This is a genomic window from Pseudomonas sp. PSPC2-3 (assembly GCF_049898265.1).
GTDB classification, from domain to species: Bacteria; Pseudomonadota; Gammaproteobacteria; order Pseudomonadales; family Pseudomonadaceae; genus Aquipseudomonas; species Aquipseudomonas veronii.
Map to the genome: position 1 here is coordinate 366,672 of NZ_JAFCXJ010000002.1, position 20,640 is coordinate 387,311.

Consider the following 20,640-nt stretch of genomic DNA (forward strand, 5'->3'; position numbering starts at 1 on the left):
ACTGAACAACGCAGAACACATGCGGGAGGGGCGGTGCGACGATTCGACTTGCCCCCTCCCACATCGACCGGGTGACATCCGTTAGATTGCGCAAGACCCAAAAACAATAAAAAGAAGGTCTCCATGGCCGAACCGCTGACTCACGACACCCTCATCCAGGAGTCCTGGCGCCGCTGCCGCGCATTCGGCCTGGACCACCAGAGCCCACCCAGCTTTGACCAACTGCCCGCCGAGGGCATCAGCCAATTGCTGGAGAGCCAGCATTCCCTGGTGCAGACCACCCACCAGGAAGTGTTGCCTTACTACGAGAACATCCTGAGCAACTCCAACTGCCTGATCATGCTGGCCGACAACCAGGGCCAGGTTTTGACGTCGTGGGGCACCCAGCGCTTTATCGACCCCAAGTTGGCCCGTGGTTTCAGCCCCGGCGCCAGCTGGATGGAGCGTTCCAGCGGCACCAATGCCATCGGCACCGCGCTGGCCTGTGCCCAGGCGGTGCATATCGAACACGATGAACACTTCCTCAAGGCCAACCGCTTCATGACCGGTTCGGCGGCGCCGATCTTCGACGCCCAGCGCGAAATCATCGCGGTGCTGGACGTGTCCAGCGACAGCTACCTGCCGCCCTCCCACACCCTGGGCATGGTCAAGATGATGAGCCAGACCGTGGAAAACCGGCTGATCCTCAACCTGTTTCGCGGCGAGCATTTCCAGTTGACCTTCAACACCGGGCTGAACAACCTCGACAGCCAATGGGCGGGCCTGCTGATCTTTGATGAAAGCGGCCAGGTGTTATCGGCCAACCGCCGCGCCGACAACCTGCTGGGCATCAGCCTGTCGCGGGTGATGATCGACCGCTTGTTCAAGGTGTCGATGCTGGAGTTACTGAATCAGCCGGAGGGTTTGCCGTTCTCCTTGCAGGCGGCCGGCCGCAATCGTTTCCAGTGTTTATTGAAGCGGCCCAAGCAGATGCCGGTACACGCGCGGGTTTTCAGCGAACCGGCGCCGCCGCAAGCCGCACCGATCAGCCTCAAGACCCTGCATTTCGGCGATGTGCGCGTGGAAAAAGCCGTGCGCCAGGCCGAGCGCCTGCTGGAAAAGGACATTCCGCTGCTGATCCACGGTGAAACCGGCGTGGGCAAAGAGGTATTCGTCAAAGCCCTGCACCAGGCCAGTTCGCGCAGCCAACAGGCCTTTATCGCGGTGAACTGTGCGGCGATTCCCGCTGAGCTGGTGGAATCGGAACTGTTCGGCTACGAAAAAGGCGCCTTCACCGGCGCCAATCAAAAAGGCAGCGTCGGCCTGATCCGCAAGGCCGACAAGGGCACGCTGTTTCTCGACGAGATCGGTGATATGCCACTGCCGACCCAGGCCCGCTTGCTGCGGGTCTTGCAGGAACGCTGCGTGCAACCGGTGGGCAGCAGCGAGTTGTTCCCGGTGGATTTGCGCATCATCTCCGCCACCAACCATGTGCTACGCGAGCAGGTGCAGGCCGGGCGCTTCCGTGAGGATTTGTACTACCGCATTGGCGGGCTGACCCTGGAGTTGCCGCCACTGCGCGAGCGCACTGACAAGCGGGCGTTGTTCCAACAACTGTGGCAGCAACACCGCGAACCGAAGCAATGGGCCGGGCTGAGCGCCGAGGTGCTGGCGTTGTTCGAGCAGCACCCGTGGCCGGGCAATTTGCGCCAGGTCAGCAGTGTGTTGCAGGTGGCGTTGGCCATGGCCGAGGAGCAGCCGATCCGCCCGGAGCATCTGCCGGACGACTTCTTCGTCGATCTGAACGTGACGGCGCCGCTGCCCACCAGCGCGCCTCTGGAGGACAGCATCGACCTGACGCGGCGCTTGAAAGCGGCAGGCGGGAATATTTCCCACCTGGCGCGGGAACTCGGCGTGAGCCGCAACACCCTGTACAAGCGCCTGCGCCAAGGCAATGACTGAAACCCGGGCAGCAATCGACCGCTGCCCTCAGGCTTGAAACCGCCTCGCCCGCACGCGACACTGCGCCGCTCCATCACGAGGACACCGCCGATGACCGCAACCGCCGCCACCGTTTCTGCACGGGAGGCTTATCAAGTGCTCAAGGATATGGCCCTGGAAACGCGGGTCATCAGCGCCTGCGCGGCAGCGGATGACACGGTGAGCGTGGAAACCGACGGCTGGCGGATGGTGCTGCTGACCCAAGGTACGGTGCTGGTGGGGTGCCAGCACTGCCGCTCACCCGACGGGCGGCATGGCTCATTGGACAGCTGGCAACGCTATGGCACCAACCCAGTGGCATTGATGAGTACGTGGGAGCACGCGCAAGTCGAGCGCCTGTTGTCGGTGTCTCAGCGCCAGCTCCACGACACGCCGGTGTAGATGCCCCGACCGTCCCCGGGCGTGGAGCGGGCGGCGTCCAGGCCATTGTCGTCATAACCCGGGGTGACGGTGTTGGCGTAGCGGCGGTTGGTCAGGTTGCGCAGGTCGACCCAGGCTTGCCAGTCCTGCTGCGGGGCGTCGTAGCCGAACGTGGCGCCGAGTAAGGTATAGGCCGCCGCGTAGTAGGAATTGGCGTAATCCACCGCCACCCGCGAGGAATGCTCGGTGTTGAGGCTGGTGTAGAAACCGGTCGGATGGCTGTAGCGCAACTGTGCCTGGTAGTAGTGCTTGGGAATGCCCGGCAAGGTGTTGTCGCCGAAGCGGTCGTCGTTGCGGTAGTGGAAGTCGCTGAAGGTGTAAGCCTGGCGCAGGGCGAGCTTACCGCTGCCGCCGCCGTCCCACAGCGGGCTGAGCAGGCTCAGTTCGACACCTTGGTGAACCGTGGGGCTGGCGTTGGCCTCGGCGAGGATCGCGTTGCTGGTGGGGGTCTGGGCCTGGGTTTCAACGGTGAGCAACTCGTGGCGCACTTCCGAGCGGTACAGTGCCAGGTCCCATTGGCCGAACCACGCGTCACCACGGCCGCCGACTTCCAGGGTGGTGGCGGTCTGGTTTTTCAAACTCACGCCTTCGCGTTGCAGGCCGGTGGCCGGGCCGCTGCCCGGCCCGAAGTATTTGTTGGAACCCCAGATCATCGACCAGGCATGCGGCGGCTCGACCGAGCGGCTCAGGTTGCCGTACACCTGCAATTGCGGGGTGAAGTCATAGCGCAGGCCGATGCGCGGCGCATAGTCCCAGTCATGTTGACTGAGCGGCGCCTGGCCGTCGGGATAGGTCACCTGGGTTTCGCGGCGGGTGTAGATCGCGGCCAGGCCGGTGGTCAGCCACAGGTCCGGGACCAGTTCCAGGTCGTTGCCGATATGCAGCACCGTGTCGGAGCCCAGGTAGCTGTAGTCGCGGGTCTTGGTGCCGGGGGCGTAGCCTGCGGTATTGCCGACAGGAATTCGCACGTATTCCGACGCGCCATTGTTGGGCATCGCCTGGGTGGTGCGCAGGCCGATCGTGGTTTTACTGTCGTGACCGAACAGGGTGTCCTGGCGAATGTAGTTCAGCGTGCCGCTGATATCGGTGTAGGCGACTTTCAGGCGATTGGTGCCCTCGCGCAGGTCCATCGGGTAGTCGTGATAGGCCAGGCCGACTTCGAGCCGTGCGTTGTCGTCGAGCTGCAACGTGGTCTTGTTGGCGATCCAGGTGGAGCCCGGTTGCAGGCGTTTTGAATCGCGGGCGGCGTTGAGGCTGTTGGCGGCACGCGGATCATGGCTGATCTGGTAGCGCGTGAGCTTGCCTGGCGTGTCGTTGGTGGTTTCGCGGTAGCGCAAGTAAAAGCGCGTCTCCAGGTTCGGATTGAAACGGTAGCCGAAGTTGGCCGCGACGCCCTTGCCCGTGCCGGCGCTCTGCTGCTGATAGCCGTCGGATTCGGAATCGGTGAGGCTGATGTAATAGTCGGCATCCCCCAGCACCTGGCCCGAACTGATCTCGCGCTGGGCGTAGCCACGGCTGCCCGCTTCGTAGCGCACTTGCAGCTTGGGGGCGTCGTAGCCGGTGTGGGTCACGTAATTGACCGCCCCACCCAGGGCCAGCGCGCCCTGATCAAAACCGTTGGCACCGCGCAGCACCTCGACGCGGCTTTGCCACAAGGGGTCCTTGAGTTCATAGGGCGTACCGCCGGGGCCTGTCAGCGGCAAGCCGTCGAGCGTCTCGTACAACCCGGAAGCATGGGCGCCGGGGCTGCGGTTGAGGCCCGAGCCACGGATCGAGAGTTTGACGCCTTCATTATTCGCCGCCTTGGCGTACACCCCAGCCTGATACTTGAACACATCCTCGTTGGTGCTCACCCGCCCCTGTTGCACGCTGCCCATGTCGATGTAATTGGTGCCGCCGGGCACGCGCTTGAGCTGCGCCTGCGCCACTTCAGCCGCGCTGGCTTCGCTGGTGGTGACTTCGACCGGCGCCAGTTGCAGGTCTTCGGCCTGCACAAGGGAACTGAGGGTCAGGGCAGCAAAAAGCAGCGGGGGTTGGCGCAGCAACATGGGGCGGGTCCTTGGAATGCGGGGGCGTGAAGGCAAGGCCTGGCACGCGAACTGTGATGGGAAGACCGGGACGCTCGCCAGGTCACGCCTTATTCAAGGCGCAGAACCTTCCCGACCCCTGAAAAAACTACCTGTCTCCTAGCCCGCGGCGGACGCCAGCGCGCACATGAAGTCATCCGCCTCCGACCCCGCCGGAAAGCGGAACCCGTACATTTCGTCGGTCGTCAGAATGCTGTTGAGGGCGTCGCGAAATTGCGCCTCAGTCGGCGACTCCTGCAGCAGTTTGTGTGCCGGTAACAACAGCTCGGCAGAGACGCCTTGCGCACTCGCGGCGTCAATCACCGCAAACAGGATAAATCGCAGGCGAATTTCGCGATCCGTGGGCCAAACCGTTTTTCGCTTACCCAAGGTAGGGCCTCATATTTAAGAAAAGTCCGAGGCTATTGCCGACAGATGGGCGTTTCAAGCAGTGCAGTGCAAGATAGGGCACTTCCTACAGAGGAAACGGAAACACCGCACTCAACGGTCCTAACGCTCACTGCACCGGCAGAAAATTCATCAGCAACAGGCTTTGCGCGTAATTGACGCCAATGCGTCGGTAGCGCTCATCGAGCATCTGGGTCAGCAGGTCGAGTCGCGCGACGATCTTGCCGAACTCGACGGCGAAACTGAGGTTACTGCCCTCCTCCGAGATCTCGTTGGAAAACAGCAGCAGCACGCCATTGGCATCCTGACGCTGGCTGAGCAGCCAGGTGGCCTTTTCGATATTGCGCGCCGCGTTGCTGACGAATTGCGGGTTGATCGTGTCAGAGATATAGAACCGGGTGCGCCCGCCATGTGCAGTCACCAGCATGCTGCCAATCGCATAGATAAACGCCCCGACCCGATCGCCGCGAAACTCGGGGCTCAAGGAGTAACTCAGGGCCGCCAGATCGCGACGATCCCCCAGGGCGGGCAGCGGTTGACGGTTTTCGATGGCCGAACGGATTTCCCGCGCCGCGCTCACCGCGTCCAGGTAACCCGACTGCCGCCACTGGTTGGGGTTGCGCAGGTACAGCTTGTTCATCAGCAAATACAGGCTTTGCAGGTTATCGCGCATGCCGAGGGTGGCCATGCGGTCGACGCTGGTCTGGAGAAACTCATCAGGCTTGCCATTGCTGAATTGCCTGGCGATATCGCGCCCCTGTTGCTGGCTGCAGGCGGTGGTGCAGAGCAGAAACACGAGGACGAGCCAGCGCGGGCGGTTCATCCATCGGCAGGTAAGAGGCGGGAACGTATGATCCATCGGCACCATGTCTAGTTCTTATGTCCACACGCAGTATGAGTATGGCGGGGATAGAGATAGATCCGAAAAATCCGAAAAAGTGCAGGATTGGGCAACAGAAAACCCGGAATGACATGAGAAGCCCCCAGTGCATGTTAATGCGTTTCGCAAAGACACAACTTCGAGCACCCTATGCCGTATCGCGATCGGCAGGATTACCCAATCAGGATCTAGTACCGAGTGGCTTAGTCACAAATACAAAATAAGTGACTTTCAATATTTAAAATCACGCTCTGCAAAGCCCATACGCTGAAATACCGCTTCCTTTCAGACGTCTGCTGTTTAGATTGAAATGGGGACTCTGGCGCTCAACGCCGGTTCAACGACCGAAGTGACGCCGGCATCACCTATCGCTTGAACCAGCAGAAACGAGATTGAATACAATTAACAAAAACATAAAATTGATGAGCCTGCAGCCTGCCAGATCGTTACATCCCTGAGGTATCGGATCTAAACTGCAAAATATACTTAGCTATTTTGAATGAGGTTCCCGATCATGGCGTTCTGTTTTGGTCTATTCGCGCCACATTACCGTTATAAACATTACGTTTTGATCGACAACGACGGTTGCTGTATAGGATTCAAGACCTGCACTCGAAACCCTGGCGCAAAATGGGTTGAAACTGAAGAGATAAACCTGGCCTGGCTGAATAAACCATCTATCAACCGGTGCCCACCGCCCCCTTCAACAGCCCATCTAAAGACATAGAGCAAAAGACATTTTCATTCAAATCTACAGATTGCTTTTGCCTTATCGGCTTTCTTCGCAAACACACTTACAAGTACGCAATCCCTTCACATCAATATCACACTATTTTCACACTCCACGCGATTCAAAACCAACTAAGTTGCTTAAGTATGGGAAGTACTCTCAACTCGTTCTATTGCATTATTTTCACATTAATTGTTAAACAATGATGCTGGTAGCAGACCAGCCGCAATGGGGCAGACCAAAGCGACCTCAGGGTCGGTCGGCACCCGAACCAACACAACCGCGCAACGATCCGCAGGTTCAGGCGCCAAAATCGGCGACCTCAACCTTGCCGTGCAAAGCCCAGACATCAAGCGCTTTATACAAACAAAACGGCCAGTTTCAGCAGAACTGAAACTGGCCGTCAATGCGTTGCGTCTTCCGGGCTTGACCGGCGATCGTCCGCTTAGAAAATCGAGATTGGGTAATCCACGATCAGACGGGTTTCGTTGTAATCCCCTTCCGCCTGATCAGCGTTACCGCGGTGCCAGGCTTGACGCACGCGCATCGACAAGTCTTTGACTGGGCCGCTCTGTACCACGTATTTGGCTTCAAAGTTGGTTTCATGGTGCTTGCCGTCAGCACCATAACCATAGGCACGGTAGGCGCTGCCGACCGGCATGTGCGTGCCGTCGATATTGTCACCGTTGAGGTAGCGCGTCATAAAACTCAGCCCCGGCACGCCATAAGTCGCCATGTTCAAGTCGTAACGGGCCTGCCAGGACTTTTCGCCTGGGCCGTTAAAGTCAGAATATTGAACCGAGTTGGCCAGGAAGATGGAGTCGGCCAGATCACCCGACTTGTTATTACCCACGGCCACATAGTCGAACGGCGTGTCGCCGTGAACCTTCTGGAACGCCAGTGTGACGGTATGAGCACTCAGGAAAGAGTACGCCGCCGCCAACGACCAAGTGGTGTTGTTGATGGAGCCGGCTTTGGACTGGCCGGAGTCGGTGGTGCGGTAGATGTTGAAGTCCAGGTTCAATGATTGATCGGCAGTGAACGGAATCGTGTAGTTGGCATTACCGTAGTATTGATGCCAGACGTCCTTGAGGTCCGAGGCAAACACGCTCATGGACAAGTTATCGGTCAGCGTGTACTTGCCACCGAGGTAGTCAATACTCTTGGCCGGTATGTTGGCATAACCGGCATACAATTCGTGGCTATTGTTGGTCGTGGTCGGACCGTTACTGCTGGTGAAGTGCCCGGCGTCGAGGTTCAACCCTTCAATTTCGCTGCTCAACAGGTTGAAGCCAGTCGCCGTTTGAGGCGTGGCGCGAGTACCCGCCGTGGCCAGGACCGGGTTGTTGGGCTGCAAGTTGCCATAATGCAGTTCAGTTTTGGAGAACCGTGCCTTGATCGACGCGCCTGCACTGCTGAAGTCATTCTCCGGCCGGCCGTTGCTGTCGACCGGCAAGTTGCCAGAGCCTGCATTGCCTTTGCCACCGTCCAACTTTACGCCCCAGTATCCGTAAGCATCCACACCAAAACCGATGGTGCCTTGGGTGAAGCCGGAGGAGAAGTTGCCTTGCATCACCTGCAACCAGTCCTGTTTGTCGCCCGCCGAATTCTTACCGTCACGATCAAAATAAAAGTTGCGAAGCAGCAGGTTCAAACTACTGCCTTCAACAAACCCCTTGGCAGTCGCTTGGTCCTCCACACCCGCGGCTGACGCTAGTTGACTAGCACCCAGCGAGACCGTCAGCGCCACCAAATTCCACTTAAAAGACATTGTTTGTTCCCCTGTTTTTAATAGAGCTGCCTCGTCTCTCAATGCACAGTCAGCAGGATCTCCCCTGAAGTCAGGCGGTCAAAAGCGAAGAGTCATAAGTCGATGGCAGATGAGAAGGTTTCTAAGTCGCAACGCATTGACTGCGCAGCGCAAGGTACCGTTTTATAACGGTTTATTTTTAGTACAGGGCAGAGCCTAAGGTGAAAAACTTATAACACTTTCCCGCCGATGGAATGACCTCGTTTCCCGTGAAAGTAATTTTCCATTTCTGTAACAATTCAGGTTTATACAAGAAAGCCGGACGCGTGAAATGAGCTGGACATCGATGTTTCGCATACATCTAAAGTCCCAACTGCACGATGAAAACGGCACGCTCTGAGCCTGGATATCCGCAAAGGGCCGAACTGATTCAGGCGTTCTTGGAGCTCCCTTATCGAGAGCGGCGAATGCCGCAATATTTAAAGCAACGTTGTGCTAGCGTACCTGTAGGACGGATTACATGATGGTCTTAGACGCATGCCTCGAGGTCGATACGACTACAAGCCTCGAGACAGGACATCACATCGTTATAGAGCCAGCCTGCAGGTATCGCAGCGCCATGGGGGTACAGAACCTGATGACACACATTGCCCCATTGCCCCCCCTTGATTTGAATCACGATCACCCACTCATAACGGCCGCGCTGTGAACGCTGAGCTACCTCATTCAGGTTCGCAGACGCCGCTTGAGGGTTTGTGCGAGGCGCAGGTGCAGCAACGTCTGGCGCAGGACGGGCCGAACGAACTCCCCGCCTCCCGCCGACGCAGCGCCTTGCGCCTGATGTGTGACGTGGCCTTCGAGCCGATGTTTCTCCTGCTGGTCGCGTGCGGCGCTTTGTACATGGTGCTGGGCGATGTCCAGGAAGCCCTGATGTTGCTGGGCTTTGTCTTCGTCGTGATGAGCATCAGCTTTGTCCAACAGCGGCGCAGTGAACGCTCCCTGAATGCGTTGCGGGACCTCTCCAGCCCAAGGGCTAAAGTGCTAAGGGAAGGTAAAGAGTGCAGCGTTCCCTCGCGGGACCTGGTCGTTGGCGATGTTGTAATGCTGGCTGAAGGCGATCGCGTACCCGCTGACCTGCAACTGACAACATGCGCCAACCTATCAATTGATGAGTCCTTGCTGACCGGAGAATCCATGCCAGTCAGCAAGCTGGTCGCGCCGCAGTCTCATACACTTGGTGATCCAGCGCCGCCGCCAATGGATGCGGCCCTAGCGCAGGCATTTTCAGGCACATTGGTCACGTGCGGTACCGCCCAGGGACGTGTCACCGCCACCGGCGAGCGCAGTGCGCTGGGCCGGATTGGCCAGTCACTGGCAGACATCGAGGTGGAACCCACCCCGACACAACAGCAAACGCGTCGTGTGGTCAAGCGGGTCGCTGTCATAGGCCTGGCGCTGGCGGCGGCGCTCGCTATCGCTTTCGGGCTGCTGCGCGGTGACTGGCTGCATGGGATGCTGGCGGGCCTGACGCTGGCGATGGCAATCCTACCGGAGGAGTTGCCGGTTGTACTGACGCTCTTTCTAGGCCTCGGCGCCTGGCGACTCGCCCGTGAGAAGGTGTTAGCGCGTAGCATCCCTGCCGTCGAATTGCTCGGTGCGACCACCGTCTTATGCGTCGACAAGACCGGTACGCTGACGGCTAACAGAATGACGGTCAGGCGCCTTTGGTCCGAGGAGGCTGAGTATGAAGTCGCCAGAGATGGTACTGACGGCGGCACGCCTTTGCAGGAGGCACTCCATGGTGTGCTTGAGTACGCGGTTCTCGCCAGCCACCGCCATGCTTTCGACCCGATGGAGTCGGCCATCGGCGAGACCGGGCAGAGCCTGCTGGCGCTCACCGAGCACCTCCACGCCGACTGGACGCTGATCGACGACTATCCCTTGTCACCCCAGATGCTGGCAATGTCGCGGGTGTGGCAATCGCCGAATCAACGAGAGCGACTCATTGCTGCAAAGGGAGCGCCCGAGGCAATCGTCGATTTGTGCCATATGGATCCCGTTCGCAGCGCGCGCATTGCGGCTCAGGTGCTGGCGATGGCGGCAGACGGGCTTCGCGTTCTCGGCGTCGCACAGGCGACCTTCGCCGCCGAGGTATTGCCCGGTTTACAGCACGACTTCGACTTCAGGTTTCTAGGATTGGTCGGGCTCGAAGATCCGATTCGTCCAGATGTGCCGCAGGCTATTGCCGAGTGCCGGGCCGCAGGCATCCGTGTGGTGATGATGACGGGCGACCACCCGGCCACAGCGATGTCGGTCGCTAGGCAGGCCGGGCTGGGCACCGATGCGCCGGTGATCACTGGAACCGAACTGTCCACACTGAACGATTCTGAGCTGGCCGCACGACTGATCACGACGCAGATCTTCTGCCGTGTTCAGCCAGAGCAGAAACTGCGCCTGGTACGCGCGTTCCGTGCACAGGGTGATGTCGTCGCCATGACCGGCGACGGTGTCAACGACGCGCCTGCGCTGAAGGCAGCCGATATTGGCGTTGCGATGGGTGCGCGTGGCACCGAGGTTGCACGCGAGGCGGCCGCGCTGGTTTTGCTCAATGATGATTTCGAGTCGTTGGTGACCGCCGTGCGCTATGGCCGCCGCATTTTCGCCAACTTGCGCAAGGCGATTGTGTTTGTGGTGGCCGTACACGTGCCGATCGTCGGCCTATCGATGCTTCCAGTGCTTTTCGGCTGGCCGATGGTGCTGATGCCGGCGCACATTTTGTTCTTGCAACTGATCATCGACCCCGCCTGCTCGGTCGTGTTCGAGGCCGAACCGCTTGAGCCGGATGCGATGAAGGCTCCTCCACGTCGAAAGGAGCAACGGTTGTTCGACAGCGCAGTGATGATACGCGGCCTCTGCCAGGGCATTGGCTTACTGATACTGCTTCTCGCGACGTATGCAAGTATGAGGTTCTTTGCGCCGGTTGCGTCTGAGCGAGATGAGCTTGCGAGAACACTGACCTTCGTCGTCCTGGCGCTGGCCAACCTCGCCCTGATCCATACCAATAAGTCATGGGGCCGCACGCGCTGGGTGGGGCCTGGCGCGTTTGGCACCCAGCTCAGTTGGATCGCTTTCGCAACGTTGGCCATGTTGGCGATAGCGCTGTTTTTTCCGCCGGTTACCCAGCTGTTCTCATTCGTGACACCCGCGCCAGTACTGCTACTTTTCGCATTTGGCATCGTCGCGCTGAGCGTAATGTGGTTCGAAGTCGTGAAATGGCTAATACGAATGAGGAGCGGGCATAGCGACTGAGCGAAGCCTTTCGTGCTGATCCCCGAGTTCGCCAGGGGCTGCACATGTCGCAACCCAGGCGAGGTTTGTTCAGCAGTTAATCGCTTAGATTGGCTCCCAGCTTTGGAAAAGCAAACCGGATCAGCAGTGCAGCATCGGGTGCTTCGCCCCTCGAACATTATCGGGTAACGCGGCGAGTGGACTCGTCACGTTGGCGAACCTCTTACTCGGGTCAACGCCTTCATAAAAGGTGTACGTCAGGATTCGAACCCTGGAATCGCCAGTAACGTTCACCGGCTTCCAGGAATCCAAAGTAACTTTTTAAAACAATACGTTAGATTCTAATAATTACCGCACCAAGGCACTTTTGAATGCGTTGGAGCCCGCGCCGATCATGGGGCGCATAAGGTTGCGGAAATCATTCCGCCCTCCCCCGCGTGCTGCCGATCGAACACTATCGCCAATAGTCGTAGTGAAACATCCGGGGGCCGCTGATAATCTGCGACCACGTTCGCCAGCCGTTTAGGGATGGAGGCGAAAATAGAAGCCCTGGAGCCGCGAACCTCCGGGGCTTTGCTTTTTTGGCGCAGGCTGACACCCAACTCTTCTGGGCATTTTTCCTTTGGCCCTAAATTGTTCAGGGCGCTGGGCGAAATCCCTTTTCAGTACCGACATGGCCGAAATCGGAATGGTTGTGATGTGCCTTGATCTTTCCCGATAGGCACGTTCGATTGCACCCGCCGGATTGTTTGGCTGTCATGGATTTGGTGTGTTTGTGCATTGGCGTAGCCGTGAAGCAAGCCTACGATCAGCCCCTGAGGCAGCCGACCTTGCGATTGCTCATGGTCGCGTTTAGCGCGGATACAATAACGCCCGCGTGGCGGCGGGCGTTTGGCATAGATCGTCGAAGCGTTATCGCCTTAATCGAAGGCGCCGTTGAGGACTTCGTAGATTATGCCGGAAGCAATTGCGACCAGTATCAAGTCCGTGCCTGCCTGCTGCCATTCGTAGCCGTCGTAATGTGGAAGTCTGCCCAGCAATCGACCATCAAGCTTCTTGGCGATGCCTGGAGGAAGAGGCTTCCCTCTGGCGAGGTTCTTTTGTATTCCGGGTGGCAGTGAAGGGCCTGGGCTCCAGTAGTCACGGTAGCCGCCGAGCACTCCCAATACGCTGCCGCGGTCAATGCTTGGCCCGCGAGACCAGTCGTATCCGCTGGAACCTTTCCCCTTATTACCCTGGTTGCCATGACCTTGACCACCTTGTGAGTTGCCTTTTCCATTGCCTTGACCTTTCCCATTGCCAGGGTCTGCGAGTGCAGCCACCGAGCCAACGGCCAAAGTAAGGCAGATAGCAGCTACAAGCGTGCGTGATCTAAACATGACTGTCTTCTCCGGAAGGGAATGCTCCCTGAAATGTAGACGGTATTGAAGGTTTTAGTTCCGTAATACCCATCCCACTCGCTGCATCCGTTAACGGAGCGTGGCGCCCAACGATAACCGCCGATTAGGCCCCCTCCAGGTTAAAAAACTGCGGAATCAGGTGCTGCTTTCGATTTCACCAATCGTCGATGCCTTACACCCAGCACTGCCAAATACGTACATACATTCCCCTTGTATTTGATAGCTTAAAGCCATCAAGCGGCATGCCTCATGCGCAGAGCCACCTTGGACAAGACGTGGACGTCTGGCAATCATCACTCATTGGTGAATTGTTTCTATCAGGGAAGAGGATCTGAAGCGGGTGACCGCCACCCCATCCTCCATAGCCAAATGCTCAGGCATGCACGCGCGCCTATGGCTGACCCTGCCCGACCAAAGCGTTAAGCATTGGTGCCTTCCCAGGAATCTGTTTTGCGACCAACAGTCGTTGCCCAGGAGCACCCTCAGGAAATGGATTCCGGAAACCATTCAATAGACGGGGCGAACTCCGAAAAGCCAAACGAGTAGGAACTTAAATATGGAGATTTATAGTATGTCAGCTCAAGAAAACTACGTTGGTGTTGGCGGATGGACTGCTTACCACGAACTGACTCCAAAGGACCATGCTGTATTCAAAGAAGCCTTGGAAGGCTTTGTGGGGGTGCAATACACCCCTGAGACGGTTGCGACCCAGGTCGTCGCCGGCACAAACTATCGCTATCACGCCAAAGCACAGCAGCCTGGTTCGCCAGCAATCTGGGCAGCAATCGTAGAAATCTACGCCCCCCTCAAAGGTAAGCCGCACATCACCCAGATCATCCGCATCTAAGCGCGCTTAACACCCTTCGGGTCACGCGAGGATTGCGGGACTCGAAGGCTGATCGCGCGCCCTTGCTTGTGCTGCGCTTCTGGCTTCTCCCTCCCCTGGAGCCGCAAGCATGACGATTGATGGTATGCGTCCGGCCAAGTCATCTACCCAGCCCTGCAAAGCCAAGGCCTGATGTCCTCTTAATTAGTAGGTGAACACCTTCGCCTGCGAAAACTGGCGCAGAATAGTAGTCTCGTACAGTGCTCTTCCATCATTGCATAGCTGTAGCCGAGTCAGCTCTGCATCAGATGACCCCGCAACATGGCCAGCAACGGATAGGCCGGACGACCACCGTCCCCCTTGGATAATGCGGCTCGATCAAGGCAATCAAACCCTTCCAGGGCATAACCCGATCCATCTCAATCAGGAAGCGCTCGCGGCGGGTCTGCTTACGTTTGCCGGCGTACTCGGCATCCGCGAAGGTCGTCTGCTTCATCGGAAAACTCGACGGGTGGCAGTTGGGTATTTTTGCCAAATCTGGAAGTCTTCTTCAGAGTTTCCTAATTGATTTTAAAGGGTGTTAACAGATCCTCCGTTTGAAAAAATAGATCTTGTACAGCCCAGCAGAACTTGCAAAGTTTCTCCCCATCAAATTTCAACGTGAGGTGCGGAGGAAGAGCTTCACGATGATGTCAGCCATATGCTAGGATTTGTATGCGTATAGGCTCTTATTTCGAACAGCGCTTACAACCGGGTATTCATATTCCTTATGGAGATAAGTATGGCTACTATTACCGGTGACAGCGGCTACAACGTTTTGTCGGCTACTGAAGCTTCATATATCGAGTCCTCATTACACAGTTTGGCTTTGGCGTAACTTGCCAGCGGTAGACCTTGTTTAAACAGAAGGAGATTTATTTTATGGATATTTCCAAAGGCATACGTTTAACGACAAACATGTCGCGCAGCATTGCAGACCTGAATCTGCCGCAAGTGAAACTGCCTGCTAATTTCGCTCATACCTTAGAGAATGTGGCTGAAGATCTTCGTAAAGCGGAAGCGGTAGGACGAGGCGAAGGTCGCCTTGTTGCTGATAACTCACCCGAGAATGCAGTTCAAACTGTTGTAAAGAATAACCAGCTTGTTGCCACAATTTATAAATCCGGCGTAGTAGAGATTTCCAATCAGTTCGCTGAAAATTTAAGAAACTTGAGCCTTCCTGATTCAGGAGCGATTCGCGCCACAATGATAGCAGAGGCTGTGGGTGGGGAGGTTTTAGACGTACGCTCTCTTTCTTCGCAATCTCGGTTTTCAACAACCGTATAGATAAAAAAGTGGGGGGGGTCAGGCACGAGAAGCCATCAACGCATTGGTATGGTCGATCTGGCTCTGCATTTGTATGTCTTACTGTGTAGCCTTAGAGGCGACCTTCAGAGCCGCGTCGAGATCCTGCTCAGCGATGGAAAGAATGATCCATAGATTCTCCATCTCGTAATGATGATCCTTGGATACCGCAGCCATTTTGAGCAAATTCTGTTTATTGATTTCCTCAATTTCGGCGCGGTGCTCCTGGCTTAGGGCGTTCTGACGAACCACCAGTCCCGCTACAACACTTCGCATGTCGTTCCCTCTTTGGTTTGGCGGGACTGTAGCACCTGGCCGCAGAAGGCAAAAAGCCCAGCGCGAGGCTGGGCTCAAAGCAACTAATCTGCAAGAGACTAAGCGTCTGGAACTTCTTTATCGAGTGCAAGCTTTGGATCAGCCACCTCTACCCAGCCCTTCTTCAAATACTCATCTGCCACAATTCTACGTATCAAAAAACAGTAGATGATTGGCAGTCCAGCAATAGGTATAGCTGCCCATGGCGGGCCTGCAAACAGCCCCAACCCTATAGCAATACCCCAGATTAATAAATGGCGCCAAAGGCCGGCGAAGCAAAGATAGAGTGGGCCTAGGAACAATATTGCCAGAACCTGAAACGCATCGACTTCTTCAACCTTGCCATTGTCTAGACTTTTGAAGTATCGGGTCATTGCACTCTCCGTGTGGGGGTTAATTCGGAAAAATAGCACTGGGAAAGCCAGATGCAAAGAGCCCTGCGTGGGGCTGGGCTCTTCTGTTGTGAGTTCAGCCCTTCTTCAGTGCGATGAAAGCACCGCCGATTCCAAAAACAGCACTGTAGCCGGCCCCGCACGGAACGTCGGGTTGTACTTGGCTGCCTCAAGCATATGCGGAGCGAGATCATGGGCATCAAGCGCTTCTTTTGATGCCCACTTCTCGATCAATACAAAGCTATCGCTGTTTCCGACTACAGGGTGGATATCATATTGAATGCACCCTTGCTCAGCCCTGACCAAAGGAGCGAGTTTTTCAAAAGCCGCGAGCTGGTCCGAGCCTCGACCTGGCTGGGTATTGATGATGACGACAAGCCGAACTTCATCAGACATAGGTAACACGCCGCATACTAAAGAGGGGAAAATACAGTACGCTACAACCAAGTACAGATGCAAAAAGCCCAGCGATGAGCTGGGCCTAACTGGTTCAACTAGGCTCCGGTCACGGGAACTCTGCCAGCGTTGCAGTAAGGTAGTTGAATCTTTGATTTAGACTTATCGGCGGACTTCACCGTCCCATAGGCGGTTGCTAGTGTGGACACCGCGTCCACTGCCATCTTCAGTCCGGGTGTCGAATCGGCGCCCACCTTTGCCAAGCTACCGTTATCGTTTAGGTCTACCGAGAATTTAGAGGTTTCGAGCCATCCAGCCTCGTAACGGATATAGCTTTCCTGGGCCGCCGGGATTAGCTTCGTTTCAGTGACTTGGACCGCAAAGCAGCCAGTGTTTTCGTCGCCGCCGGCGTAACGTAGCATCTCACCTTCTTTATTCAGGATTTTGTCCTGAATGTAATGCTCCTTTACCTGAACTAGCCGAAAAAAAGGAACACCCTCACAACCATTCTTGCAGTCAGATTGCTCATACGTGACAATTTTCCCTGAGCATCCTGCCAGCACTGCTATCACTGAAAAAATCATAAACCGTTTCATGCCCACTTCCTCCCCTATATGGCTTATTGCCACAACAAGATCGTAGCGGGCGCTAGCGGAAGCGCCATTTTCTACGATCTCACCTGCTGAGAGATGGTTTGCGAGAAAGCTATCGAACAAGGAGATCCGATGCTCGCTGCAAAGATCGGCGGGTTTCAATTCCGAGATATCCGACCCAAGGCGGCGTCTGAAATTGTGGATATCGGCGATGCGAGCCTGCTATTGGGGCATAGCAATCAGGAAATCACAAAGCGCGTTTATAGGAGACTCGGCGCCACCGCGAAGCCGTCAAAATAGAAAAGTTATGGAACGCTTCCATAATAGTTCTGGAACGCCGAGCAAATTAAGATCGGAAGTGTCCAAGCCCCAGAAACGCAAAAGCCCCGCATCAGCGGGGCTTTCGTGTAAATCTTGGCGGGAAACCAGGGATTCGAACCCTGGGAACGCTATTAACGTTCGCCGGTTTTCAAGACCGGTGCATTCAACCACTCTGCCAATTTCCCTTTTGCATCACAGGATTATAGCAGCCCATCCTGTCTCAGCGGGCGCCATAATACCCGAATGAAACACACTGTCAAACTCTCGCCATCGCTTGTTACAGAGCGTCTGTTATGATCTTTGCGACTGAACGTTTCAAAACCGAAGGAGTGTCGCCATGCGCGAACAGAATTACGCAGTGAATGGTAACGCGCAGGCTGAGCAGCTTGAAGTCAGCCGCGTCTTGCGCAACACCTATGGCTTGCTCGCCCTTACCCTCGCATTCAGCGGCGTGATGGCGTTCATGGCGCAGCAGATGCACGTCGGCTACCCGAATGTCTTTGTCGTGTTGATCGGCTTCTACGGTCTGTTCTTCCTGACCAACAAGCTGCGTGACTCGGCCTGGGGCCTGGTGTCGGCGTTTGCCTTGACCGGTTTCATGGGCTTTATCCTCGGCCCGATCCTTAACCGTTACCTCGGCATGGCCGGCGGCGCGGAAGTGGTCAGCTCGGCGTTTGCCATGACAGCCCTGGTGTTTGGTGGTTTGTCGGCGTATGTGCTGATCACCCGCAAGGACATGAGTTTCCTGGGTGGCTTCATCACCGCCGGCTTCTTCGTGTTGCTGGGGGCAGTGGTCGCTGGCATGTTCTTCCAGATCAGCGGTCTGCAGTTGGCGATCAGCGCAGGTTTTGTGCTGTTCTCCTCCGTGTGCATCCTGTTCCAGACCAGCGCCATCATCCACGGCGGTGAGCGCAACTACATCATGGCGACCATCAGCCTGTATGTGTCGATCTACAACCTGTTCATCAGCCTGTTGCAGATCTTCGGCATCATGAGCCGCGACGACTGATTGCCAGCAGTACAAAAAATGCCCCGTATCGCAAGATACGGGGCATTTTTGTTTCAGGGCGCTTTGTTCAGGGCTCAGTACTGGTTGGGCTCCATCTCCAGATCGACCTTGAAACGCTGGGCAATATCCTGCTGGATACGTAGCGCCAGGTTGGCAATGTCATGCCCGGTGGCGCCGCCGTAGTTGACCAGCACCAATGCCTGCATCTTATGCACGCCGGCATCTCCATCACGAAAGCCCTTCCAACCGGCCTTGTCGATCAACCAGCCGGCAGCGAGTTTCATCTGCCCGTCGGCCTGGGGATAGGCCACCAAGTCCGGATACAAGCCCTGCAGCTCGGCGGCCAGCGCCTGGGACACCAATGGGTTTTTGAAGAAGCTGCCGGCATTGCCCAGTTCTGCGGGGTCCGGCAGTTTTTCCCGACGTATATCGCAGATCGCCCGGCTGACATCGCTCGGGGTGGCGTCGGTAATCCCCTGCCCGGCCAGGCGCTGTTGCACGGGGCCGTAGTCGAGCTTGAGGTGGCTGACGCGGCTCAGGGCAAACCGCACCCGCAGGATCAGCCAACGTCCGGTTTCGTGTTTGAACAGGCTGTCCCGGTAGGCGAAGTTGCATTCTTCCAGGCTGAAATCACGTAACTCGCCGGTCTGGCGATCGAGGGCCGTCAAGCCGGCGAACACATCCTTGATCTCCACTCCGTAGGCGCCGATGTTTTGCATCGGTGCGGCGCCCACGGTGCCGGGGATCAGGCTGAGGTTTTCGAGGCCGCAGAAGCCATGTTCCAGGGTCCACAGTACGAACGGGTGCCAGGCTTCGCCCGCTTCGGCCTCGACCACCACATGCTGGCCGTCATCCTGCAGCACCCGAATACCCTGGGTCGCCATGCGCAATACCAAGGCCGGAATATCCCGGGTCAGCAGCAGGTTGCTGCCACCACCGATCACCAGCAGCGGTACTGCCTGGGCGGCGGCATAGGCCAGGGCCTCGCGAACATCCGCGTCGCTGCGGGCCTCGGCGAAGAGCTGGGCACGCACGTCGATGCCGAAGCTGTTGAATGGCTTGAGCGATACCTGCGCAAGCACTTGCAAGGTCATAACCGCCCCTTCAATTCGATCACCAATAAATCACAGGCTCGTTCAATCAGGTCCAGGACCCGCTCAAAGCCTTGTTCGCCTTCGTAGTAAGGGTCTGGCACCTCGTCCACTTCAGAGTCGTAGCGGCGCAGGAACAGGTCGAGCTCGGCCTTGCCCTGCCCCGGCTGCATCGCTTTGAGGTTACGCAGGTTGCTGTGGTCCATGGCCAGGATCAGGTCGTAACGCGCAAAGTCGGCGCGGGAGACCTGCTGCGCACGCTGGGCCGACAGATCGTAACCGCGCTGCCGCGCTGCCTGTTGGCTGCGCGAGTCCGGTGGGTTGCCGATATGCCATTCCCCCGTGCCGGCGGACGCTACGTCGACCTGGCCAGCCAAACCCGCTTCGCGCAATTTATGGCGCAATACGCCTTCAGCGGTGGGCGAGCGGCAGATGTTGCCCAGGCAGACAAACAGAACCTCCATCAGGCCCCCAGCAGGCGGCGGACGCGCTCGAGGTCTTCGTGGGTGTCAACACCCGCAGGCGGTGCTTCCAGAGCATCGCCGACATGGATACGCACGCCATGCCACAGGGCACGCAGTTGTTCCAGGGATTCGGTGTTTTCCAGCCAGCACGGGCCCCAACTGACGAAGTCATGCAGGAAACCGGCACGGTAGGCATAGATACCGATGTGACGGCGGTACGGCACGCCTTCTGGCAACCGGTCAGGATGCCTGGCAAAAGCATCCCGCGCCCAGGGCAACGTCGAGCGGCTGAATGTCAGCGCCAGGCCGTTGATGTCGCTGACCACTTTGACCACGTTCGGGTTGAACAGCGTTTCAATGTCTTCGATGGGCTCGGCCAGGGTCGCCATGCGCGCTTCGCCATGAGCCGCCAGGTTCGCGGCCACCTGGTCGATCACGCGCGGCGGGATCAACGGCTCGTCACCTTGCACATTGACCACGATGGCATCAGGCGCCAGGCCAAGTTGTGTGGCCACTTCGGCCAGGCGGTCGGTGCCGGAATTATGGTCTTCGCGGGTCAGAATCGCTTCGGCACCGAAGGTTTTGCACGCATCGATAATGCGCGGATCATCGGTGGCCACCACCACGCGTTCGGCGCTGCTTTTGCAGGCCTGTTCCCACACCAGCTGAATCATCGGCTTGTTGCCGATCAGTTGCAGCGGTTTACCCGGCAAGCGGGTCGAGGCGTAGCGCGATGGAATGACAACGGTAAAGGCTGTAGTCATTTATCCAGGCGCTCGTCGGTGGTCAGCGTGCGGGCTTCGCTTTCCAGCATCACCGGGATGCCATCACGGATCGGGTAAGCCAGGCCGGCGCCTTTGCTGATCAGTTCGGTCTTGTCCGCGCTGAGCTTGAGTGGGCCTTTGCAGATCGGGCAAGCGAGGATGTCGAGCAGTTTGGTGTCCATGAGTGTTTCCTGGAATGAAGC

At 57.3% G+C, this 20,640-nt stretch carries 19 protein-coding genes, 1 tRNA gene and 2 pseudogenes; 7 read left to right on the forward strand and 15 right to left on the reverse strand.

The genetic code is table 11. The annotated features are described in order from the left end of the window. The first annotated feature begins 123 nt into the window (after positions 1-123). Together ACP7E3_RS05565 and ACP7E3_RS05570 are read left to right on the forward strand one after the other, a co-directional pair. The gene (locus ACP7E3_RS05565) at positions 124-1,941 is read left to right on the forward strand and encodes a sigma-54-dependent Fis family transcriptional regulator (RefSeq protein WP_108525129.1); all 1,818 of its coding nucleotides are present in this window, start codon (positions 124-126) and stop codon (positions 1,939-1,941) included. Positions 1,942-2,031: 90 nt separating this feature from the next. After that, positions 2,032-2,361, forward strand: coding sequence for a DUF7693 family protein (locus tag ACP7E3_RS05570; RefSeq protein ID WP_057004397.1), 330 nt, complete (start codon positions 2,032-2,034; stop codon positions 2,359-2,361). Here the strand turns inward: ACP7E3_RS05570 and ACP7E3_RS05575 are convergent. From ACP7E3_RS05575 to ACP7E3_RS05590, 4 genes are all read right to left on the reverse strand, one after another. Beyond that, the gene (locus tag ACP7E3_RS05575) at positions 2,331-4,448 is read right to left on the reverse strand and encodes a TonB-dependent receptor family protein (RefSeq protein WP_046383017.1); all 2,118 of its coding nucleotides are present in this window, start codon (positions 4,446-4,448) and stop codon (positions 2,331-2,333) included. The genes ACP7E3_RS05570 and ACP7E3_RS05575 overlap by 31 nt on opposite strands. A 138-nt stretch (positions 4,449-4,586) precedes the next feature. Beyond that, positions 4,587-4,856, reverse strand: a complete 270-nt coding sequence (locus ACP7E3_RS05580; protein ID WP_169883889.1) for a hypothetical protein — start codon at positions 4,854-4,856, stop codon at positions 4,587-4,589. Positions 4,857-4,983: 127 nt separating this feature from the next. After that, positions 4,984-5,697 (reverse strand): hypothetical protein, encoded by a 714-nt coding sequence (locus tag ACP7E3_RS05585; RefSeq protein WP_017846714.1) that lies wholly within the window; start codon positions 5,695-5,697, stop codon positions 4,984-4,986. Between the two features lie 1,232 nt (positions 5,698-6,929). Beyond that, a complete protein-coding gene (locus ACP7E3_RS05590; protein ID WP_108525125.1) occupies positions 6,930-8,255 on the reverse strand; it encodes an OprD family porin in 1,326 nt (441 codons plus the stop codon). A 684-nt stretch (positions 8,256-8,939) separates the two neighbouring features. Between ACP7E3_RS05590 and ACP7E3_RS05595 the strand changes: the two genes are divergently transcribed. Next, positions 8,940-11,543, forward strand: coding sequence for a cation-translocating P-type ATPase (locus ACP7E3_RS05595; protein ID WP_079444166.1), 2,604 nt, complete (start codon positions 8,940-8,942; stop codon positions 11,541-11,543). 899 nt (positions 11,544-12,442) lie between these two features. Here the strand turns inward: ACP7E3_RS05595 and ACP7E3_RS05600 are convergent. Continuing rightward, entirely contained in the window at positions 12,443-12,901 is a 459-nt protein-coding gene (locus tag ACP7E3_RS05600; protein ID WP_426122515.1) for an anti-virulence regulator CigR family protein, read from the reverse strand. A 592-nt stretch (positions 12,902-13,493) separates the two neighbouring features. Between ACP7E3_RS05600 and ACP7E3_RS05605 the strand changes: the two genes are divergently transcribed. After that, positions 13,494-13,769 (forward strand): hypothetical protein, encoded by a 276-nt coding sequence (locus ACP7E3_RS05605; RefSeq protein ID WP_046385245.1) that lies wholly within the window; start codon positions 13,494-13,496, stop codon positions 13,767-13,769. Between the two features lie 207 nt (positions 13,770-13,976). Here the strand turns inward: ACP7E3_RS05605 and ACP7E3_RS05610 are convergent. Then, a pseudogene (locus tag ACP7E3_RS05610) lies at positions 13,977-14,244 on the reverse strand (transposase); the annotation flags it as partial. Between the two features lie 425 nt (positions 14,245-14,669). Between ACP7E3_RS05610 and ACP7E3_RS05615 the strand changes: the two are divergent. Then, complete coding sequence (locus ACP7E3_RS05615; protein WP_152032031.1) at positions 14,670-15,074, forward strand: hypothetical protein; 405 nt, start codon at positions 14,670-14,672, stop codon at positions 15,072-15,074. Between the two features lie 78 nt (positions 15,075-15,152). On the opposite strand, the gene ACP7E3_RS05620 is transcribed toward ACP7E3_RS05615, so the two are convergent. From ACP7E3_RS05620 to ACP7E3_RS05635, 4 genes are all read right to left on the reverse strand, one after another. After that, a complete protein-coding gene (locus ACP7E3_RS05620; RefSeq protein WP_301556359.1) occupies positions 15,153-15,368 on the reverse strand; it encodes a hypothetical protein in 216 nt (71 codons plus the stop codon). A gap of 98 nt (positions 15,369-15,466) precedes the next feature. Further along, positions 15,467-15,781 (reverse strand): hypothetical protein, encoded by a 315-nt coding sequence (locus ACP7E3_RS05625; protein ID WP_256822795.1) that lies wholly within the window; start codon positions 15,779-15,781, stop codon positions 15,467-15,469. Between the two features lie 105 nt (positions 15,782-15,886). Next, positions 15,887-16,195: a putative quinol monooxygenase gene (locus ACP7E3_RS05630; protein WP_256822796.1), complete on the reverse strand. Its 309-nt coding sequence runs from the start codon at positions 16,193-16,195 to the stop codon at positions 15,887-15,889. A 98-nt stretch (positions 16,196-16,293) separates the two neighbouring features. Continuing rightward, positions 16,294-16,950, reverse strand: a complete 657-nt coding sequence (locus ACP7E3_RS05635) for a hypothetical protein (RefSeq protein ID WP_261754910.1) — start codon at positions 16,948-16,950, stop codon at positions 16,294-16,296. Between ACP7E3_RS05635 and ACP7E3_RS05640 the strand changes: the two are divergent. Further along, a pseudogene (locus ACP7E3_RS05640) lies at positions 16,900-17,088 on the forward strand (integrase); the annotation flags it as partial. The gene ACP7E3_RS05635 and the pseudogene ACP7E3_RS05640 overlap by 51 nt on opposite strands. A 115-nt stretch (positions 17,089-17,203) precedes the next feature. Here the strand turns inward: ACP7E3_RS05640 and ACP7E3_RS05645 are convergent. Further along, positions 17,204-17,294 (reverse strand) — tRNA-Ser (locus ACP7E3_RS05645). A 152-nt stretch (positions 17,295-17,446) separates the two neighbouring features. Between ACP7E3_RS05645 and ACP7E3_RS05650 the strand changes: the two genes are divergently transcribed. After that, on the forward strand, positions 17,447-18,118 hold the full coding sequence (locus tag ACP7E3_RS05650; RefSeq protein WP_057004407.1) for a Bax inhibitor-1/YccA family protein: 672 nt from the start codon (positions 17,447-17,449) through the stop codon (positions 18,116-18,118). A 74-nt stretch (positions 18,119-18,192) separates the two neighbouring features. Here ACP7E3_RS05650 and murB read toward each other — a convergent pair whose 3' ends face one another. Genes murB through ACP7E3_RS05670 form a run of 4 tightly spaced genes read right to left on the reverse strand, consistent with a single transcriptional unit; the run spans position 18,193 to position 20,619 of the window. Then, positions 18,193-19,212, reverse strand: coding sequence for a UDP-N-acetylmuramate dehydrogenase (murB, locus tag ACP7E3_RS05655; protein ID WP_426122519.1), 1,020 nt, complete (start codon positions 19,210-19,212; stop codon positions 18,193-18,195). Then, positions 19,209-19,673 (reverse strand): low molecular weight protein-tyrosine-phosphatase, encoded by a 465-nt coding sequence (locus tag ACP7E3_RS05660; RefSeq protein ID WP_017848010.1) that lies wholly within the window; start codon positions 19,671-19,673, stop codon positions 19,209-19,211. Before ACP7E3_RS05660 ends, murB begins: the two co-directional genes overlap by 4 nt. Then, positions 19,673-20,437 (reverse strand): 3-deoxy-manno-octulosonate cytidylyltransferase, encoded by a 765-nt coding sequence (kdsB, locus tag ACP7E3_RS05665; protein ID WP_426122522.1) that lies wholly within the window; start codon positions 20,435-20,437, stop codon positions 19,673-19,675. The genes ACP7E3_RS05660 and kdsB overlap by 1 nt, the downstream gene beginning before the upstream one ends. After that, complete coding sequence (locus ACP7E3_RS05670; RefSeq protein ID WP_003174668.1) at positions 20,434-20,619, reverse strand: Trm112 family protein; 186 nt, start codon at positions 20,617-20,619, stop codon at positions 20,434-20,436. Before ACP7E3_RS05670 ends, kdsB begins: the two co-directional genes overlap by 4 nt. Positions 20,620-20,640: the final 21 nt, after the last annotated feature.

What these genes read in the sequence shown, in the direction of transcription:
- ACP7E3_RS05585 (WP_017846714.1), bottom strand. Translation starts at nt 5,697, where the DNA reads ATGAACCGCCCGCGCTGGCTCGTCCTCGTGTTTCTGCTCTGCACCACC.
- ACP7E3_RS05620 (WP_301556359.1), bottom strand. Translation starts at nt 15,368, where the DNA reads ATGCGAAGTGTTGTAGCGGGACTGGTGGTTCGTCAGAACGCCCTAAGC.
- ACP7E3_RS05565 (WP_108525129.1), top strand. Translation starts at nt 124, where the DNA reads ATGGCCGAACCGCTGACTCACGACACCCTCATCCAGGAGTCCTGGCGC.
- ACP7E3_RS05575 (WP_046383017.1), bottom strand. Translation starts at nt 4,448, where the DNA reads ATGTTGCTGCGCCAACCCCCGCTGCTTTTTGCTGCCCTGACCCTCAGT.
- ACP7E3_RS05570 (WP_057004397.1), top strand. Translation starts at nt 2,032, where the DNA reads ATGACCGCAACCGCCGCCACCGTTTCTGCACGGGAGGCTTATCAAGTG.
- ACP7E3_RS05600 (WP_426122515.1), bottom strand. Translation starts at nt 12,901, where the DNA reads ATGTTTAGATCACGCACGCTTGTAGCTGCTATCTGCCTTACTTTGGCC.
- ACP7E3_RS05625 (WP_256822795.1), bottom strand. Translation starts at nt 15,781, where the DNA reads ATGACCCGATACTTCAAAAGTCTAGACAATGGCAAGGTTGAAGAAGTC.
- ACP7E3_RS05670 (WP_003174668.1), bottom strand. Translation starts at nt 20,619, where the DNA reads ATGGACACCAAACTGCTCGACATCCTCGCTTGCCCGATCTGCAAAGGC.
- murB (WP_426122519.1), bottom strand. Translation starts at nt 19,212, where the DNA reads ATGACCTTGCAAGTGCTTGCGCAGGTATCGCTCAAGCCATTCAACAGC.
- ACP7E3_RS05660 (WP_017848010.1), bottom strand. Translation starts at nt 19,673, where the DNA reads ATGGAGGTTCTGTTTGTCTGCCTGGGCAACATCTGCCGCTCGCCCACC.
- ACP7E3_RS05615 (WP_152032031.1), top strand. Translation starts at nt 14,670, where the DNA reads ATGGATATTTCCAAAGGCATACGTTTAACGACAAACATGTCGCGCAGC.
- ACP7E3_RS05650 (WP_057004407.1), top strand. Translation starts at nt 17,447, where the DNA reads ATGCGCGAACAGAATTACGCAGTGAATGGTAACGCGCAGGCTGAGCAG.
- ACP7E3_RS05590 (WP_108525125.1), bottom strand. Translation starts at nt 8,255, where the DNA reads ATGTCTTTTAAGTGGAATTTGGTGGCGCTGACGGTCTCGCTGGGTGCT.
- ACP7E3_RS05630 (WP_256822796.1), bottom strand. Translation starts at nt 16,195, where the DNA reads ATGTCTGATGAAGTTCGGCTTGTCGTCATCATCAATACCCAGCCAGGT.
- ACP7E3_RS05605 (WP_046385245.1), top strand. Translation starts at nt 13,494, where the DNA reads ATGTCAGCTCAAGAAAACTACGTTGGTGTTGGCGGATGGACTGCTTAC.
- kdsB (WP_426122522.1), bottom strand. Translation starts at nt 20,437, where the DNA reads ATGACTACAGCCTTTACCGTTGTCATTCCATCGCGCTACGCCTCGACC.